14 protein-coding genes are annotated in these 15,667 nt (G+C 60.0%); 4 read left to right on the forward strand and 10 right to left on the reverse strand.

All coding sequences use genetic code 11. The features are described from left to right. Positions 1-4 precede the first annotated feature (4 nt). A complete protein-coding gene (locus JZX87_RS03115) occupies positions 5-1,600 on the forward strand; it encodes a GMC family oxidoreductase (protein ID WP_206823915.1) in 1,596 nt (531 codons plus the stop codon). A gap of 34 nt (positions 1,601-1,634) precedes the next feature. Beyond that, positions 1,635-2,522: a 3-hydroxyisobutyrate dehydrogenase gene (mmsB, locus tag JZX87_RS03120; RefSeq protein ID WP_206823762.1), complete on the forward strand. Its 888-nt coding sequence runs from the start codon at positions 1,635-1,637 to the stop codon at positions 2,520-2,522. Positions 2,523-2,589: 67 nt separating this feature from the next. On the opposite strand, the gene JZX87_RS03125 is transcribed toward mmsB, so the two are convergent. From JZX87_RS03125 to JZX87_RS03165, 9 genes are all read right to left on the reverse strand, one after another. Next, a complete protein-coding gene (locus tag JZX87_RS03125) occupies positions 2,590-4,194 on the reverse strand; it encodes a fucose isomerase (protein WP_206823763.1) in 1,605 nt (534 codons plus the stop codon). Positions 4,195-4,211: 17 nt separating this feature from the next. Further along, positions 4,212-5,846 carry an FGGY-family carbohydrate kinase gene (locus tag JZX87_RS03130; protein WP_206823764.1) on the reverse strand — a complete coding sequence of 545 codons (1,635 nt, stop codon included), beginning with the start codon at positions 5,844-5,846 and terminating at the stop codon, positions 4,212-4,214. A 205-nt stretch (positions 5,847-6,051) separates the two neighbouring features. After that, the gene (locus JZX87_RS03135; protein WP_206823766.1) at positions 6,052-7,113 is read right to left on the reverse strand and encodes an ABC transporter ATP-binding protein; all 1,062 of its coding nucleotides are present in this window, start codon (positions 7,111-7,113) and stop codon (positions 6,052-6,054) included. Positions 7,114-7,157: 44 nt separating this feature from the next. Continuing rightward, entirely contained in the window at positions 7,158-7,979 is an 822-nt protein-coding gene (locus JZX87_RS03140; RefSeq protein WP_183685316.1) for a carbohydrate ABC transporter permease, read from the reverse strand. A gap of 11 nt (positions 7,980-7,990) precedes the next feature. Continuing rightward, the gene (locus tag JZX87_RS03145; RefSeq protein ID WP_206823767.1) at positions 7,991-8,929 is read right to left on the reverse strand and encodes a carbohydrate ABC transporter permease; all 939 of its coding nucleotides are present in this window, start codon (positions 8,927-8,929) and stop codon (positions 7,991-7,993) included. Further along, a complete protein-coding gene (locus tag JZX87_RS03150) occupies positions 8,929-10,260 on the reverse strand; it encodes an ABC transporter substrate-binding protein (protein ID WP_206823768.1) in 1,332 nt (443 codons plus the stop codon). The genes JZX87_RS03145 and JZX87_RS03150 overlap by 1 nt, the downstream gene beginning before the upstream one ends. A gap of 53 nt (positions 10,261-10,313) precedes the next feature. Then, positions 10,314-10,985: a GntR family transcriptional regulator gene (locus JZX87_RS03155; RefSeq protein ID WP_246712516.1), complete on the reverse strand. Its 672-nt coding sequence runs from the start codon at positions 10,983-10,985 to the stop codon at positions 10,314-10,316. 35 nt (positions 10,986-11,020) lie between these two features. After that, positions 11,021-11,902 (reverse strand): dihydrodipicolinate synthase family protein, encoded by an 882-nt coding sequence (locus tag JZX87_RS03160; RefSeq protein WP_206823769.1) that lies wholly within the window; start codon positions 11,900-11,902, stop codon positions 11,021-11,023. Positions 11,903-12,121: 219 nt separating this feature from the next. Continuing rightward, positions 12,122-13,135: a zinc-binding alcohol dehydrogenase family protein gene (locus JZX87_RS03165; RefSeq protein WP_206823770.1), complete on the reverse strand. Its 1,014-nt coding sequence runs from the start codon at positions 13,133-13,135 to the stop codon at positions 12,122-12,124. Between the two features lie 116 nt (positions 13,136-13,251). Between JZX87_RS03165 and JZX87_RS03170 the strand changes: the two genes are divergently transcribed. Next, complete coding sequence (locus JZX87_RS03170; protein WP_206823771.1) at positions 13,252-13,644, forward strand: winged helix-turn-helix transcriptional regulator; 393 nt, start codon at positions 13,252-13,254, stop codon at positions 13,642-13,644. A gap of 13 nt (positions 13,645-13,657) precedes the next feature. On the opposite strand, the gene JZX87_RS03175 is transcribed toward JZX87_RS03170, so the two are convergent. Beyond that, a complete protein-coding gene (locus JZX87_RS03175; protein WP_148145212.1) occupies positions 13,658-14,572 on the reverse strand; it encodes an AraC family transcriptional regulator in 915 nt (304 codons plus the stop codon). 212 nt (positions 14,573-14,784) lie between these two features. Here JZX87_RS03175 and JZX87_RS03180 point away from each other — a divergent pair, with 212 nt between their 5' ends. After that, positions 14,785-15,666: a carbohydrate ABC transporter permease gene (locus JZX87_RS03180; RefSeq protein WP_183997884.1), complete on the forward strand. Its 882-nt coding sequence runs from the start codon at positions 14,785-14,787 to the stop codon at positions 15,664-15,666. The last annotated feature ends 1 nt before the right edge of the window (position 15,667 follow it).

The raw sequence follows: 15,667 nt of genomic DNA on the forward strand, positions 1-15,667 counted from the left end.
GTCCATAGACACCTACGATTACATCATCATCGGTGCGGGCAGCGCCGGCTGCGTGCTTGCCAACCGCCTGTCAGCCGACCCTCGCAATCGCGTCCTGCTTCTGGAAGCCGGCGGCAATGACAACTACCACTGGGTCCATATCCCTGTCGGTTATCTCTACTGCATCAACAACCCGCGCACTGACTGGTGTTTTGCGACCGAGAAGGAAGATGGCCTGAACGGCCGCTCGCTCAGCTACCCACGCGGAAAACTGCTCGGCGGCTGCTCGTCGATCAACGGCATGATCTACATGCGCGGCCAGTCCCGCGACTACGACCTCTGGCGACAGATGGGCTGTACCGGCTGGGGCTGGGATGACGTGCTGCCGCTCTTCAAAAAGAGCCAGGATTTCTACAAGGGCGCCGATCAGATGCATGGTGCCGGCGGCGAATGGCGGGTGGAAAAGGCACGTGTCCGCTGGGCCGTGCTCGACGCGTTCCAGAAAGCGGCCGAAGAAGCCGGCATCCCTGCCATCGACGATTTCAACCGCGGCGATAATGAAGGCTCCAGCTATTTCGACGTCAACCAGCGCTCAGGCATCCGCTGGAACACATCGAAAGCCTTTTTGCGCCCGGCGATGAAACGCCCGAACCTCAACGTCCTGACCAAGGCGCATGTGCGAAAACTGATCGTCGAGACCGGCGAAGTGAAGGGCGTCGAATTCCAGCATGACGGCATCACAAAGACCGCACATGCCCGTCGCGAGACCATCCTCTCCGCCGGTGCGATCGGCACGCCGCATGTGCTGGAGCTCTCCGGCATTGGCCGCGGCGACATACTCTCCGAGGCCGGCATCGAGACGGTGAAAGAGGTCAAAGGCGTCGGAGAAAACCTGCAGGACCACCTGCAACTCCGCCTCGTCTACAAGGTAACCGGCGTGCCGACGCTGAACGAAAAGGCATCCCGGCTGCTCGGAAAGGCGGCAATCGGGCTGGAATATGCGCTGAAACGCTCCGGCCCGATGTCAATGGCCCCGAGCCAGCTCGGCATCTTCACCAAGTCCGGGCCGGACAAGGAAACCGCCGATCTCGAATATCATGTCCAGCCGGTCTCGCTCGACCGGTTCGGAGAACCCGTCCACGCCTTCCCGGCGATGACGGCAAGCGTCTGTAATCTCAGGCCCGAAAGCCGCGGCTCGGTCCATCTGAAAGGCCCGGATTTCGCTGCCGCGCCTGCGATCCGCCCGAACTATCTCTCGACCGCCGCCGACCGCGACGTGGCCGTTCGCTCTATCCGCTTGACCCGTGAAATCGTCAAAAAGCCTGCCTTTGCGCGCTACAATCCTGAGGAATACAAGCCCGGCCCGAGCTACGACACGGACGCCGATCTGGAACGCGCTGCCGGCGAGATCGGCACGACGATCTTCCACCCGGTCGGCACGGCCCGCATGGGCGCTGATCCCGACAGCGTCGTCGATCCGCGGCTAAAGCTTCGGGCACTCGGAAAACTGCGCATCGCCGATGCATCGATCATGCCGACGATAACATCCGGCAACACCAATTCGCCGACGATCATGATTGCCGAAAAGGCGGCAGAAATGATCCTCGCGGACAATCGCTGACGACAATAGGCGCAAGACGAAAGGGAGAGAAGACATGACCCGGATCGCATTCATCGGCCTCGGAAACATGGGCGGCCCGATGGCCGCAAATCTGGTGAAATCAGGACATGCGGTCTCCGGCTTCGATCTCTCCGAAGCCTCGGTGAAAGCCGCCAGTGAGGCGGGCGTCGATCCGGCCGCATCGCTCACTGAGGCGGTACGGGACGCCGAATGCGTCATCACCATGCTGCCCAAGGGCCAGCATGTCGTCTCCGTCTGGACCGATCTCGCTACCCTTGTGGCGGAAGGCATGCTTCTTATCGACTGCTCGACGGTGGATGTGGATAGCGCCCGTAAGGCCCACGGTCTTGCCGGCGCGATGAACTGCCCCTCGCTCGACGCCCCGGTCTCCGGCGGCACGACGGGGGCGGCAGCCGGCACGCTTACCTTCATGGTCGGCGGTTCGGATGAGGCCTTTGCTGCGGGCAGGCCGATCCTCGAAGCCATGGGCAAAAAGATCGTCCATTGCGGCGGCAACGGCGCGGGTCAGGCGGCAAAGATCTGCAACAACATGATCCTCGGAATCTCGATGATCGGCGTCGCGGAAGCCTTCGTGCTGGCAGAAAAGCTCGGCCTTTCGCATCAGGCCCTGTTCGACGTGGCCTCGACGTCATCTGGCCAATGCTGGTCGCTTACGACCTATTGCCCCGTCCCCGGCCCGGTGCCGACCTCACCTGCAAACAACGATTACAAACCGGGATTTGCTGCAGCCCTGATGCTGAAGGACCTGCTTCTGTCGCAGGAGGCCGCAAAACACAGCGGCGCCAAAACGCCGCTTGGTGCACATGCGGCTGAAGTCTATGCAGCATTCGAACGTGCCGGCCATGGCGCCGAGGACTTCTCCGCCATCATCCGCATGTTGCGTCAGACGCAGGACACATGACGTCAAACCAAAAAGAGAGGGCGACTGCATCGCCCTCCTCCAAAATTTCGATCGACAGAAAATCGCCTTAGCCGAGATCGACGCCGCAGAAGTTGACCTCGATCCCGAGTTCCGCCGCAAGTGCTGCCTTGGCAAGTGCGGCCCGATCCGCTTCCGCCGCCGAGTTCGCGTAGACCACCTGGATATGGTTGGCCTTGTGACGAGCCATCATCTGGTCGCGGGAAACGCCGGTCAGCACCGCATGCATCATCGGCCACTGTTCGTTGGTGGATTTCCACCGGTGCTCGGTTTCTTCCTTTGGAAGGGCTACGGCCTGACCGCGGCCGATATCCATCTTCAGCCGGTTATCCTCGACGAAGATGCGCGACCAGACGATCTCGCCGGGTTTTGCAATGCCACGCAAGGTCCCGCCGCCTGCGGGAAAAAACATAGGCGGCTGGCGCATACTGTCCGAGCCGGCCCAGCCGCCCTCGTGATGGGCAGGCGGGGCCGCGCCGGAAATCTCGAATACCCAGACGAAACCATCGACCGTACCGGTCGGGTCGACGCCGCCCCAGCGCAGGTCGTGCAGGGTGTTTTCCACCGGCTGACCGAGCGCCCGATGCAAGCGGTTGGTCATCAGCCCGTCGAGACCGGCACATTCATCCACCTCGTTGAAATGCACGATCGCCTTGCCCTGGCGGATTACCTTGCCATCCCGTCCTTTGACATCCGGACGCCCGTCGTCGTTCAGAATACCTTCCACCAGATCGGATGCCGGCAGCAGATCCTTGAGCCCCTGCTGATACTGGATGCCGATCGCCTCGCAGCCGAAATCTTCGGCGATGCGCACGGCCGCGATATACATCCGGCACTGGTCGATCACCTGATCCTCGGTCAGCTCCTGCTTCGGATCGGTCCCGAGATGGAACGTCATGCCCTTGGCGAGCAGGTCCTGATAGACGGCACGACCTTCCTCCACCGGCACCTGATTGGTGGCGAAATACAGTGCCGACTGCGACAGGCGCTCCTTGAAGATGCCGAGCGGCATCAGGAGTTCATCCGGCACGATGGCATTGTACATACCCATGCAGCCCTCGTCGAAAATGCCGAGAATGACCTTGTTGGTGCGGAAGTCGCTGGCGATCTCCTTCGCCAGATCCTTGAGATCCTGCGGCACCTTGCCTGCCTTAAACGGCGTCACATGGCTCGTGTCATGGTCGACCGTACCTTCCAAAAGCCATTGGGAAAGACCGCTGCGGAAGAAATCGTCGTCGAATGTCTCGCTCCACAGCGAGGAATAGGCAACACCCGCCTTGGTCAGCGAGCCGTTGAGATTGAGCAGGCCGACCAGACCCGGCCACTGGCCGGACCAGTTGGCGACCGTGAGGATCGGTCCCCTGTGGCTGGTGAGACCGGCAAGCACATGATGCGAATATTGCCAGACGGATTCTGCGACAATCACCGGCACATTGGGATCGATCTTCGCAAACGCATCCATGCCTTCGCGCTGCGAGGCGAGAAAACCGTGGCCTTCTTCCGGCTTGTAGGCGTGAGCGCGCTTCACCGTGTAGCCGAGGCTGGCAAGTACTTCTCCGAGTTTCTTCTCCATCGCATCCTGCGTCGCCCAGCATTGCTGGTTGGCGGAAAGGCGAAGGTCGCCGCTGGCAAAAAGTGCAATTTCCTTGGTCATGTTCCTCATCCCTCAAATCAATGATCAGCGCCGGCCATCAGCTCGGCATAGGCAACAAAGTCCTCCTGCATGCGGCGGAAGACGTGATATTTGCGGTCGTGATAGGTGGCGATCTCGCCCCCGCGTGGTGTCATGCGGCTGCCGGGGCCGCTCATGGCGCGCATGGCGGCGGGCAGGTCGGCATAATGGCCGCTCGCCACAGCGCCCAGCATGGCGCTGCCGACCAGAACCGGCTCGCGCTGGTCCGGCACCACGATGGCGCAGCCCGTCGCATCCGCATGTTCACGCAGGAAAAGCCTGTTTTGGGCGAGACCGCCGCTGACGACCAGCGTATCGACGGTGACGCCATTGGCCCGCATTTCCGCGATGATATGTCGGGTGCCGTAAGCCAAGGCCTGCAGCGTCGCGAGATAATCAAGCGCCAGATCGTCAAGCCCGCGGTCGAGCGACAGGCCGGTAACCCCGCCCTTGCGCAGCGGATCGGCAAGCGGCGAACGGTTGCCGTGAAAATCCGGCTGCACATGCCGAGATTTGGTCAGCGTGGCCGTCTCGCCATCATCGGCCATCACCTCGAGCCGACGATCGAACAGGGCAAACACGGAAATGCCTTCCGCCTTCGCTATCTCACGCGCTTGTTGGATGGCGGCATGGCCTTCGATCACCCGGTCGATCAGCGCACCGGCCGCCGATTGTCCCGCCTCGTTTGCCCAGAGACCCGGCAGCAGGACGGAGAAATAAGGTCCCCAGACGCCCGGCACGAAGGCCGGTTTTTCGCTAACTGTGATATGGCAGGACGATGTGCCGGCGATCAGCGCCAGCCGTTCATCGAGCGCACCCTCGCCCAGATCCACACCCATCGTGCCGAGCGCGCCGGAATAGGCATCGATCAGGCTTGCAGCAACCGCCGTGCCCGGTGCAAGGCCGAGGTCTGCGGCCGCGGCATCGGAAAGCGAACCGACCCTGTCTCCGGGTGCCGCAAACCGGTTACCGATGGCGCGAAAATTATCCGCGCCAAGTTCGGCAATCCCGGCGCTTTCGAAATAGGCCTTGTCCCAGCCCTCGCCCTTCGTACCGTTCTGGCCAAGATAGGTCCATTTGCACACGGTGCTGCAAAGCGAACGGATATCTTCACCCGTTGCCTTGTGGACCAGCCAGTCGGGCAGATCGAAAAACGCATGCGCGCGGGCGAAACTCTGCGGCATCTCGCGTTTCAGCCAGCGCAGTTTCGGCGTCTCCATCTCCGGCGAGATGACGCCGCCGACATAATCGAGAACCGGGCTTTTCAGTGCGTTGATCTGGTCCGCATCGCCAATGGCGCGGTGGTCCATCCAGACGATGATGTTCCAGTCGTCATCACCACCGGGGCTGACGGTCACCGGCCCGCCCATCTCATCGACCACGACCAACGAGCAGGTGGCGTCGAACCCGATACCGGCGATATCGGAGGCAGCAAGCCCGGCATCCGCCATCGCCGTCTTCACGCAGGTTGAGATCGCTGCCCAGATGTCGCGCGAGGATTGATTGACGAAATCCTGCTTCGGCTTTTCGGTCGCGATCGCCTGCGAATGCGCCGCGAGCAAAGTCCCTTGCGCATCAAAAATCCCGGCACGGGCGCTTCCGGTGCCGACGTCAATTCCGATGAATGAGGTCATATCAGTTTATCCGCTTGCAATATGGAGCCGGACGACAACTGGCTTTGAACTTGGGAAAAGTCCCCCTCTGGCCTGCCGGCCATCTCCCCCACAAGGGGGGAGAATACCCGCGGCAACGTCCAAGCCCAATTCGCCTCGACGGCTCGGCTAGGTTGAGCCCTCCCCCTTGTGGGGAGGGCTGGGAGGGGTCTGGCCCCCTGAAGGTTCAAAGCCGCTGGCCGCTCACCTTGTCGAACAGATGCGCCTTGGTCGGATCGATCGCCAATCCGATTTCGTCACCGAAATGGATGCTCAGGCGCTCGCGGAACAGGCAGGAGATCTGCTCGCCATGGCTGGCCACACGGGCAAAGATTTCCGAACCCGTCCCTTCGACGATCTCGACACGTCCCTGCACACCGCCGGCATTGTCCGCGCGGATATGCTCCGGACGAATGCCATAGACCAGCGACTTGCCGCCGAGTTTTGCCGGATCGGCGGCAGCAGGCAGCGGCAGGACGAGACCGTTGTCGCTGCGGAACACGCCTTCTTCTATTTTGCCCTCGACGAAATTCATCGCCGGCGAGCCGATAAAGCCGGCGACGAACAGGTTGGCCGGACGATCGTAGAGATCGAGCGGCGCACCGACCTGCTCGATATTGCCTTCCTGCAGCACGACGATCTTGTCGGCCATCGTCATGGCTTCGATCTGGTCGTGCGTGACATAGATGATCGTCGTGCCGATGCGCTGGTGAAGCGCCTTGATCTCGGCACGCATCTGCACGCGAAGTTTGGCATCGAGATTGGAGAGCGGTTCGTCGAACAGAAACACCTGCGGATCGCGCACCAGCGCGCGGCCCATCGCGACACGCTGGCGCTGGCCGCCGGAAAGCTGGCGCGGGTAGCGATCGAGCAGCTTGTCCAGCCCGAGAATGCCGGCAGCATTCTCGACCTTCCTGCGCGTCTCGTTGACATCGGCCTTCTTCAGCTTCAGCGCAAAGGCCATGTTTTCCGCCACCGTCATATGCGGGTAAAGCGCGTAGTTCTGGAACACCATGGCGATGTCGCGGTCGCGCGCTGGAAGATGCGAAACCTCCCGCGGCCCGATGCGGATCGCGCCGCCGGTGACGTCCTCGAGACCCGCCACCATGCGCAAAAGCGTGGACTTGCCGCAGCCGGACGGGCCGACCAGCACGACGAACTCGCCGTCGGCGATATCGACGCTCAGGTCGCGAATGATTTCGACTGCTCCGTAGCGTTTCTGAATGTTCTGGATATTGACTGTTGCCATTTGAAAACCCTCCCGATTTTCGGGTCGTTATCTGTTGCTCTTCTTCAGCCGCCCTTGACCGCACCGGCGGTGAGGCCCGCGACGATCTGCTTCTGGGCGAACATGGTCAGCACCAGAACCGGCAGGGTGACGATCAGGGCGGCAGCGGCCAGCGGCCCCCAGCTGACCTGCTCGAAGGAGAGCATGTTGTAGACGGCCACCGGCAGGGTTCGTGTTTCGCGACTGGCGAGCACGATGCCGAAGACAAAGTTGTTCCAGGAGAAGATCACCGCCAGAATGAAAGCGACGACGATGCCGGGCTTGGCGATCGGCAGCGCCACCAGGCGAAACACCTGCCAGGACGTCGCGCCATCGATGCTTGCAGCCTCCTCAAGCTCCTTTGGTGTCGTCTCGAAATACCCGATCATGATCCATACGACGATCGGCACGGTGACGACCAGATGGATGATGATCTGCGGCCAAAGCGTGCCAAGCAGGTTCATCCATTGGAACAGAAGGAAGAGCGGGATCAGGAACGACAGGCCGGGCGTCATGCGGGCGATCATGATCACCATCGCCGCCTTTTCGGCCTTCAACCGCGCAATCCCGTATCCGGCAGGTACGCCAATCACGAGGGCGAGAATGGTGGCGGCACCCGTGACGAGGATCGAGTTCCAGAAATAGAGGAGGAAATTGTTCTCCTCGAACACTTTCGCATAGTTGGACCAGGCGATGTTTTCCGGGATCAGGATTGGCGGATAGGCGCCGTTGTCGATCTCATACTTGAGCGACAGCGAGATCATCCAGACGAAGAACAGGATGACCGGCGAAATCATCACCAGGGCCACGAAGAACAGGCCGAGACGGTTCCACATCCTATGTGTCATTTTGGGGATCATCAGCGTTCCTCCATGTCCGACCAGTTGGTGCGCGCACGAACCATCATCAGAACGAAGGAGAGCGCGATGATGACGAAGAAGAAGACAACCGCCATGGCCGAGCCGTAACCGATGTCATAGTAGGAGAAGGCGGTGTTGTAGAGATAGATGTTGATCGTCTCCGACGCCGTACCCGGCCCGCCTTGCGTCATCGCATAGATGATGTCGAAGCTTTTGACGGCATCGATCGAGCGGATGATGACACCGATCATCAGGAAGGGCGCGATCATCGGCAGCGTCAGGTAGCGGAACTTCTGCCAGGCATTCGCGCCGTCGATCTCGGCGCTCTCATAGGGTTCGCGCGGAACGGCAGCCAGACCGCCGAGAACGATCAGCATGATCAGCGGCGTCCATTGCCAGGTTTCGACCAGAACCAGTGCCGGAATGACGGTCGACTGGTTGTAGATCCATTCTTGCGCGCCGATGCCGACCAGCGACAGAAGATAGTTGAGCACGCCGAGCTGCGGGTGGAACATCATCGTCCAGACGAGCGCGATCGCCACCGGCGTCGCCATCATCGGCATGACGAAGACCCCGCGCAGAAAGCCGCGCAACGGGAATTCACCGTCGAAGATCAGGGCTGCCAGCGTTCCGAGGATCAGCGGTGCGATAACCGACAGCGCCGTATAGACCAGCGTATGCCACATGGATTCCCAGAACCGCATGTCGCCGGCAAGCCGGATATAGTTGTCGAGACCGGCAAACATCTGTTCCTGTCCGAGCGTCCACGAATTGACGCTCATCCAGAGGGTAAACACCCAAGGAAAGACGATGACCGCGCCGATAACCACCAGGGCGGGCACCACGAAAGGCCAGTAGTTGGGAGCAAGCCTTTGCGGCTTGCCCCCCTTTACGGCCAGATCCCTGGCCGCGGTGGGTTCTATGGTCACGGAAGCCATTATCCCTCGCTTCGGGCAAGCACCGGCTCGAACTGAGCGGTTGCCGATTCCAGTTCCTTCGCGGGATCGGCACCGCCGATCATGTTGGTGAGGCCCACCCCATAGATGTCACGGAATTCCGTGACCGGGATGATGACCGGGAGTGCGAGCTGCGAGATCTTGCCGGAGGCAACGACCGCATCCACCCATGCCGGCGGCATCTTCACGCCTTCACGCACCTTGGCGTCCTCGAGGATCGACTGACGGAACGGCACGCCGGCACCGGCCTGCAGCAGACGGGCACCCATGTCATGGGAAATGACCCACTGGCAGAACAGATAGGCGGCTTCCTTGTTCTTGCTGGCGGCGGTGACACCGATCCCGTCACCGGTCGTCGCTGCAGCCTGCGCCTTCGGGCCTGCCGGCATGACGCCGTAGCCGACCTTGCCGACGACACGCGACTTCTGCGGATCTTCGATCGGGGGTGCGAAACCGACGCCGTCGAACCACATGCCGATCTTGCCCTGCAGGAAGGCAGACTGAGCTTCCGCCCAGTTGAAGCCCGATACACCGACCGGCGCCGACTTCGACATCAGCCGCTGATAGAGCTTGGCCGCCTCGACAGCACCTTCCGATGTCGTATTGAGCTTGCCGCTGGCATCAAGTGGGGTTGCGCCGTAACCAAGCATGAACGAGGTCCAGACCGGCGTATTGGCATTCTTCAGCCCGCGAGCAACGAAACCGTAGGTGCCGGCCGACTTGTCGGTCAGCGCCTCGGCAGCGGTCACCATTTCATCAAAAGTCGTCGGATATTTCAGACCCTTCTTTTCGAAGAGTTCCTTGTTCCAGTAGACGATCCAGTAATCCACCGAGAAGGGCAGCGTGCGCAGCTTGCCATCGGGATCCTTGGCGAATTTCAGCGCAGCCTCGGCGAAATCGCCTTCGACCAGCGACGGATCGGTGAGCGACGGATCCTTGAAGTAGCCGGAAAGATCGGCCAGCCAGCCACCCTTTTCGAACTGCCGCTTCTGCACGTGATAGCTCAGGTGCACGACGTCGAAGCTCGGGCGACCGGAAGACAGTTCGATCGTCGTCTTTTGGCGCTGCTGCTGTTCCGGCGTTGCCTCGGCATTGACCTTAATACCGGTCAGAGCCTCGAACTCGCTGATATATTTCAGGATGGTTTCGCCGCGCGGGCTCTTGACCAGGTTCACTTCCAGCGTAGTGCCGACAAAGCGCTTCCAGTCGACCGCGGCGGATGCCGGCCGCGATCCGATCAGACCGGCGGCACCAAGCGCTGCCGATCCCGCCAGAAAACTCCGGCGTGTCGGTGTAAAGAACGAAGATGTCATAGATTCCTCCTCCAGGTTTCGCCGGGGTCTCCTCACCCCGGCTTCGCGTGTACTTAAAGTCTCAAGGCACGATCCCTTGCATGGCCGATATGCTTGACGAGCGCCTCGACGGCGCCGTCGGCAGAACGACACTTGATTGCTTCGAGCACGGCCATGTGTTCGCCCATGACAGGCGCGACACGGCCGTTGATACGGAAACGTTCCTGATTGATCAGGCGCATCTTGATCGAGTTGACCCGATAGACGTTCCAGATGATGGCATTGTCGAGTGCTGCGACGAAGGCATCATGCATGCCCCAGTCGACAGCCTGCGCATGAGCATCGAGTTCGGGCGTTTCATTGCCCGAAGCGATGGCATCCGAGATTTCCCGGTGCTGCCGGATCAGCTTTTCTACCACTTCGTCGGAAGCCGTCTGAACGAACAGCGCAACGGCTTCCTTCTCGAGGAAGAGACGCAGCTGAAAGGCCTCGCGGATCAGGTTCAGGTCGATATGGGCAATCTGCAGACCGCGTTGCGGCACGGTCTTAATCAGCCCTTCGGCCTCCAGCCGCGGAATGAGTTCGCGGATGGCACCGAGTGTCAGCCCGGTCAGCTCGACCAGATGACGTTGGGAAACGAACTGCCCCGGGCGCACGTCGCGCGCCAGAAGGTGCCGGGTAAAGCTCTCATAAGCCTTTTCCCTGAGCGTCGGTTCTTCCGTCTGCTGGTCTTGGCGCTGGTCCATCATCGTCCTGTTCTTAGGCTTAGCCTGTTATGATCTCAGGCCGCTTTCGTCCGGAACAGGCCGTCGAAGACAAGACCGAGCTGCTTCTGTCCGTCCTTCGATATAGAAAGCAGCGGAGCGCGAACCGCAAGCCAGTTTTCGTCACCAAGCTGACGCGCCACCATGGCTTTCACAGCTGGCGTGACCGGATATTTCAGAAGCTCGGCGACGAAATCCACCACACGGGCATCGTCGCGACCTTCATTGGCCATCGCACCGATCTCGTGCGGAGCAAAATTTGCCATGCCGGAGATCGCCCCCTGCCCGCCCATGCGCACGCCTTCGGCCAGATGACGCTCGTCACCGATCAGAATGATCAGGTCCGAATGTGCCTTCAGAAGCTCCTGCGTATAAGGCCAGTCGCCAGACGAGTCCTTTACTCCAGTCACGATGCCCGGAAAGGCCTGTTTCAGCCGGCCGACAAGCGAAACGCTAAGCGGCACCATGGTGACGGACGGAATGTTGTAGACGATGATATCGCGCGCCAGCTTGCCGAGATCCTTGAAGACCTTCGAATACCAGCCGAAAAGCCCATCATCGCTGACATTCTTGAAATAGGATGGCGGTGCCAGAAGGATGTTACGCACGCCCTTGGAAAGCGCCTGCGACGATTGAAGCGCTGCATCTTCCGCAGCATCCACCAGAACGCCGACAACGATCTGCTCGGGCGCGATGCCCGCCTCGATAAAGGCCGCAAGCACACGCTCACGTTCCTGCGTTCCGATCGACGAGCCCTCGCCCGTCGTGCCGAACAGCGTGCAGCTAGCGCAGCCGGCATCAAGGCTGCGCCTGGCCTGCGCGATCATCATGTCGATAAGTATCTCGCCGTCCTCACCAAACGGCGTAGTCAGAGCGACGGAAAGTCCGAAGCGTGTCATTAGTCATCCTCCACTGATTTCTCAACGCTAACTCACTAACATGTCAGTCGTCAATGGAGAATTTTCAACACGGCGAAACCGGGTTTCGCGGGTGAGATTACGTGAAGGTAACGCACGGGAGGATCGATCGCCGTCCGCCAATCGGGGGAATGCCCTGGAACGGGCTGAAAGGAGAATGGCGTACCGGCAGAAGACCGGCACACCATCCTTCCAGCGGGCTTAGAAACCTTCCAGCACGACCTTGCCTCTGGTCTTTCCGCTTTCGATCGCCGCATGCGCCTTCTTCAGATTGGCGGCATTGATCGGAGATAGCGTCTCGGTCACCGTCGTGCGGATCTTGCCCTCGTCGACCAGTCGCGACACCTCGTTGAGCAGCTTGCCCTGTTCGGCAATGTCGGCGGTCTCGAAGATCGAGCGGGTAAACATCAGCTCCCAGTGAATGGACACGGCCTTGCGCTTGAAGCCGAGCACATCGAGGCTTTCGGGATCGTCGATCAACCCGAACCGGCCCTGCGGCGCGATCAGATCGATGATCTCCTTCAGGTGGCGATGGGTCTCGGTCGTCGAGAATACGAAGGCGGGCGCGCCGATCCCAAGCGCTTCGACCTGCGCAGCGATCGGCTTGGAGTGGTCAATCACATGGTGAGCACCAAGCGCTTTCACCCACTCCTGTGTTTCAGGCCGCGAGGCTGTGGCAACCACGGTCAAATCGGTCAGCGCCCGCGCAAGCTGGATGGCGATCGAGCCGACGCCGCCTGCACCGCCGATGATTACGATCGCATTAGCCGCACCCGGCACCGGCTTGCCGATATCCAGCCGGTCGAACAGCATTTCCCAGGCGGTGATCGCCGTCAGCGGCAGCGCCGCAGCCTCCGCATTTGACAAGGTTTTCGGCTTCTGACCCACAATGCGCTCATCGACCAGATGAAACTGGCTGTTGGCACCGGGACGGATCAGCGAGCCGGCATAAAACACCTCGTCGCCGATCTTGAAATTCTTCGCATCGGCTCCGGCCTCGACCACTTTGCCGACGGCATCCCAGCCGAGAATTTTCCACTGACCGGCTTCCGGATTGACGCCTTTGCGAACCTTCGTGTCGACGGGATTGACGGAAATAGCTTCGACCTCGACGAGAATATCCCGCCCCATCGGCACCGGCCGCGGAAGCTCGATGTCCTTTAACGCCTCGCCGCGCTCGATTGCGCCGGCTTCTCTGTAACCGATGGCTTTCATGATCTGCTCCTTTTGATGACGAATGCAGCGCCGATTGATGTGTCACCAAAATGGGCTATATTCAGATGTGTGCAATACGCACAAAAACAGCACGTAGTATCAAAAAGGATACTGTCATGGCCAAGGCCCGTCACTCCCGTTTCGATTGCTCTCCCGGCTGCTCGGTGGAAGCGGCAATTGGTCTCATCGATGGCAAGTGGAAGTCCGTCGTGCTGTACCATCTTCTGTCGGGAACACTGCGCTTCAACGAAATCCGCAGGCATATCGTCAACGTCACGCCGCGCATGCTGACCAACCAGTTGCGCGAACTGGAAGACGACGGCCTGATTGAGCGCAAGGTCTATGCCCAGGTGCCGCCAAAGGTGGAATACAGCCTGTCCGAACTCGGCCGCAGCATGGAACCCATCCTGCTTGCGTTAAAACTCTGGGGCGACACCAATATCGGCCTCTATGGAAAGCCGCGCGGCGTGGATCCACGCGAAACGAAGACGGATGATATCGCCGCATAACCCGTGACGCGCATCAGCCAGGATCGATGCTCATCAATCTGATCTGTTCGGCCTCGTCGAAACGGAGCAAGCCGCCATTCCGGTTGCGTTTCACCCGTTCGACATGCGCACGCGGGCTGACCCCGAAGACACGCTTGAACATGCGTGAGAAATAATAGGGATCGCCGTAACCGACGTCCGCCGCCGCATTGGCAACCGGCATCCCCGCCTCCAGCAGATGCATGGCGCGCTCCATGCGCTTCTGCTCCTGGTATTTGCGCGGCGTGTGGCCTACCCGCTTCTTGAACTCGCGCAGAAAATAGTCAGCATTGAAGGGCGAGGCATCGACCGCCTGTTCCGCGATATCCGGATCGAGAGGATTGGCCGAGATCATCGCCGCAGCCTTCATTACCGCCAGATCAAGGGCGTCGGTTCCTTCGGTCTGATATGTCGCACTGTCGTTCCAGCCGATGAACGCGTCCTCGATATAGGCGATCAGCAGATACATGAAGAGATGATGCTGGCTGAGGGTCAGCGAAGAAGGCGGCGCCGTCTGGCGATATTGCCGCACCAGCGGCTCCAGTAGCGGCCACTTCTTCAGGCGTACATGAGGTCGCAGCTGCATCTGCGCGATCAGGTCATGCTTGCCGTAGATGTCCAGGGAAAAATGCTGGGCAATTCCCCTATAGATTGTCGTTCCGCGGTTCCAGCCGCGAAAGCGCTGCCCACGCCGGATAAGCATTGCGTCACCGGGCTCCATCACCCGGCGCTCCCCCTCGATGACATAGTGGCCGCAGCCTTCCAGGCAGATGACGAAATCTTCGACGGGGTTTGTCTTGTCAATGCGCCACGTCTTGGAATGCTCCATCTTGATCGTCGCTCGAGTGAGTTTCAACGACAGCGCAGAGGGCGCGATGCTAGAGAGAATGCCACCTTCGATTTCGTCCATCTTTTTTTCCGTGTTTGTTCATTCATTCTCGACTGAAAATGAAATTATGTCACGCTAAATACTGGAGGGGGAACAGAATTGATGAATGTTCAGTCTTTCAGCTAAGCCACTGACGCATAACAGCCTTGCACCTATTGGCTGGAGGAGGAATTTGATTTGCACAAAAATGTATTTCTCATAACCGGGTGTGATTTGCCCGTTGGAGGCGCCTCATGAGGTCTCAGCGCTTCCTGGGATATGCCTATCTGACCCCATATTTGATTGGCCTCGTCATATTCACGGCCATCCCTTTTTTGACTTCGCTTTATCTCAGCTTCACCAGCTACGACCTTATGAGCAGCCCGCAATGGACCGGGCTGTCGAACTACGAGCGGCTGTTCACCCGCGACCGGACTTTCGACAAGTCGCTGACTGTCACGCTTATTTACGTATTTTCCACCGTGCCGCTGAAGCTTGCTTTCGCGCTCTTCATCGCCGCCATACTCAACTACAAGCTTAAATTCATCAATTTCTTCCGGACGGCTTTTTACGTCCCGTCCATCCTCGGCGGATCGATCGCCATCGCCGTTCTGTGGCGTTACCTGTTCTCGGCTGAAGGCCTCGTCAACATGGCGATCGGCGCTGTCGGCTTTGCACCAGTGGACTGGTTCGGCGATCCGACAAATGCACTTTTCACCATCACGCTTCTGCGCTGCTGGCAGTTCGGTTCGGCCATGGTGATCTTCCTTGCAGCCCTGCAGTCGATCGACAAGTCGCTTTATGAAGCGGCCTCCATCGATGGCGCCGGCAAGGTCACGACCTTCTTTTTCGTGACGCTGCCGCTTTTGACGCCGGTCATCTTCTTCAACCTCGTCATGCAGATGGTCCAGGCCTTCCAGGAGTTCAACGGCCCTTACATCATCACGCAAGGCGGCCCGCTGAAATCCACCTATCTCCTGCCCCTCTACATCTACGAGGAGGCCTTCAAGAAGTTCAACATGGGCTACGCCTCGGCGATTGCCTGGGTGCTCTTCGCCATCATCATGGTGCTCACGCTCGTGGCCTTCTGGTCCTCGAAGAAGTGGGTCTACTACGCCGGCGACAAGAGGAGCTGAG

Source organism: Agrobacterium sp. Ap1, from assembly GCF_017313375.1.
In the GTDB taxonomy this organism is placed as follows: domain Bacteria; phylum Pseudomonadota; class Alphaproteobacteria; order Rhizobiales; family Rhizobiaceae; genus Neorhizobium; species Neorhizobium cellulosilyticum.

Bases quoted from the DNA above. Each gene is read 5' to 3' on its own strand.
- mmsB (WP_206823762.1), top strand. From the start codon at position 1,635: ATGACCCGGATCGCATTCATCGGCCTCGGAAACATGGGCGGCCCGATG.
- JZX87_RS03125 (WP_206823763.1), bottom strand. From the start codon at position 4,194: ATGACCAAGGAAATTGCACTTTTTGCCAGCGGCGACCTTCGCCTTTCC.
- JZX87_RS03130 (WP_206823764.1), bottom strand. From the start codon at position 5,846: ATGACCTCATTCATCGGAATTGACGTCGGCACCGGAAGCGCCCGTGCC.
- JZX87_RS03135 (WP_206823766.1), bottom strand. From the start codon at position 7,113: ATGGCAACAGTCAATATCCAGAACATTCAGAAACGCTACGGAGCAGTC.
- JZX87_RS03140 (WP_183685316.1), bottom strand. From the start codon at position 7,979: ATGACACATAGGATGTGGAACCGTCTCGGCCTGTTCTTCGTGGCCCTG.
- JZX87_RS03145 (WP_206823767.1), bottom strand. From the start codon at position 8,929: ATGGCTTCCGTGACCATAGAACCCACCGCGGCCAGGGATCTGGCCGTA.
- JZX87_RS03150 (WP_206823768.1), bottom strand. From the start codon at position 10,260: ATGACATCTTCGTTCTTTACACCGACACGCCGGAGTTTTCTGGCGGGA.
- JZX87_RS03155 (WP_246712516.1), bottom strand. From the start codon at position 10,985: ATGGACCAGCGCCAAGACCAGCAGACGGAAGAACCGACGCTCAGGGAA.
- JZX87_RS03160 (WP_206823769.1), bottom strand. From the start codon at position 11,902: ATGACACGCTTCGGACTTTCCGTCGCTCTGACTACGCCGTTTGGTGAG.
- JZX87_RS03165 (WP_206823770.1), bottom strand. From the start codon at position 13,135: ATGAAAGCCATCGGTTACAGAGAAGCCGGCGCAATCGAGCGCGGCGAG.
- JZX87_RS03170 (WP_206823771.1), top strand. From the start codon at position 13,252: ATGGCCAAGGCCCGTCACTCCCGTTTCGATTGCTCTCCCGGCTGCTCG.
- JZX87_RS03175 (WP_148145212.1), bottom strand. From the start codon at position 14,572: ATGGACGAAATCGAAGGTGGCATTCTCTCTAGCATCGCGCCCTCTGCG.
- JZX87_RS03180 (WP_183997884.1), top strand. From the start codon at position 14,785: ATGAGGTCTCAGCGCTTCCTGGGATATGCCTATCTGACCCCATATTTG.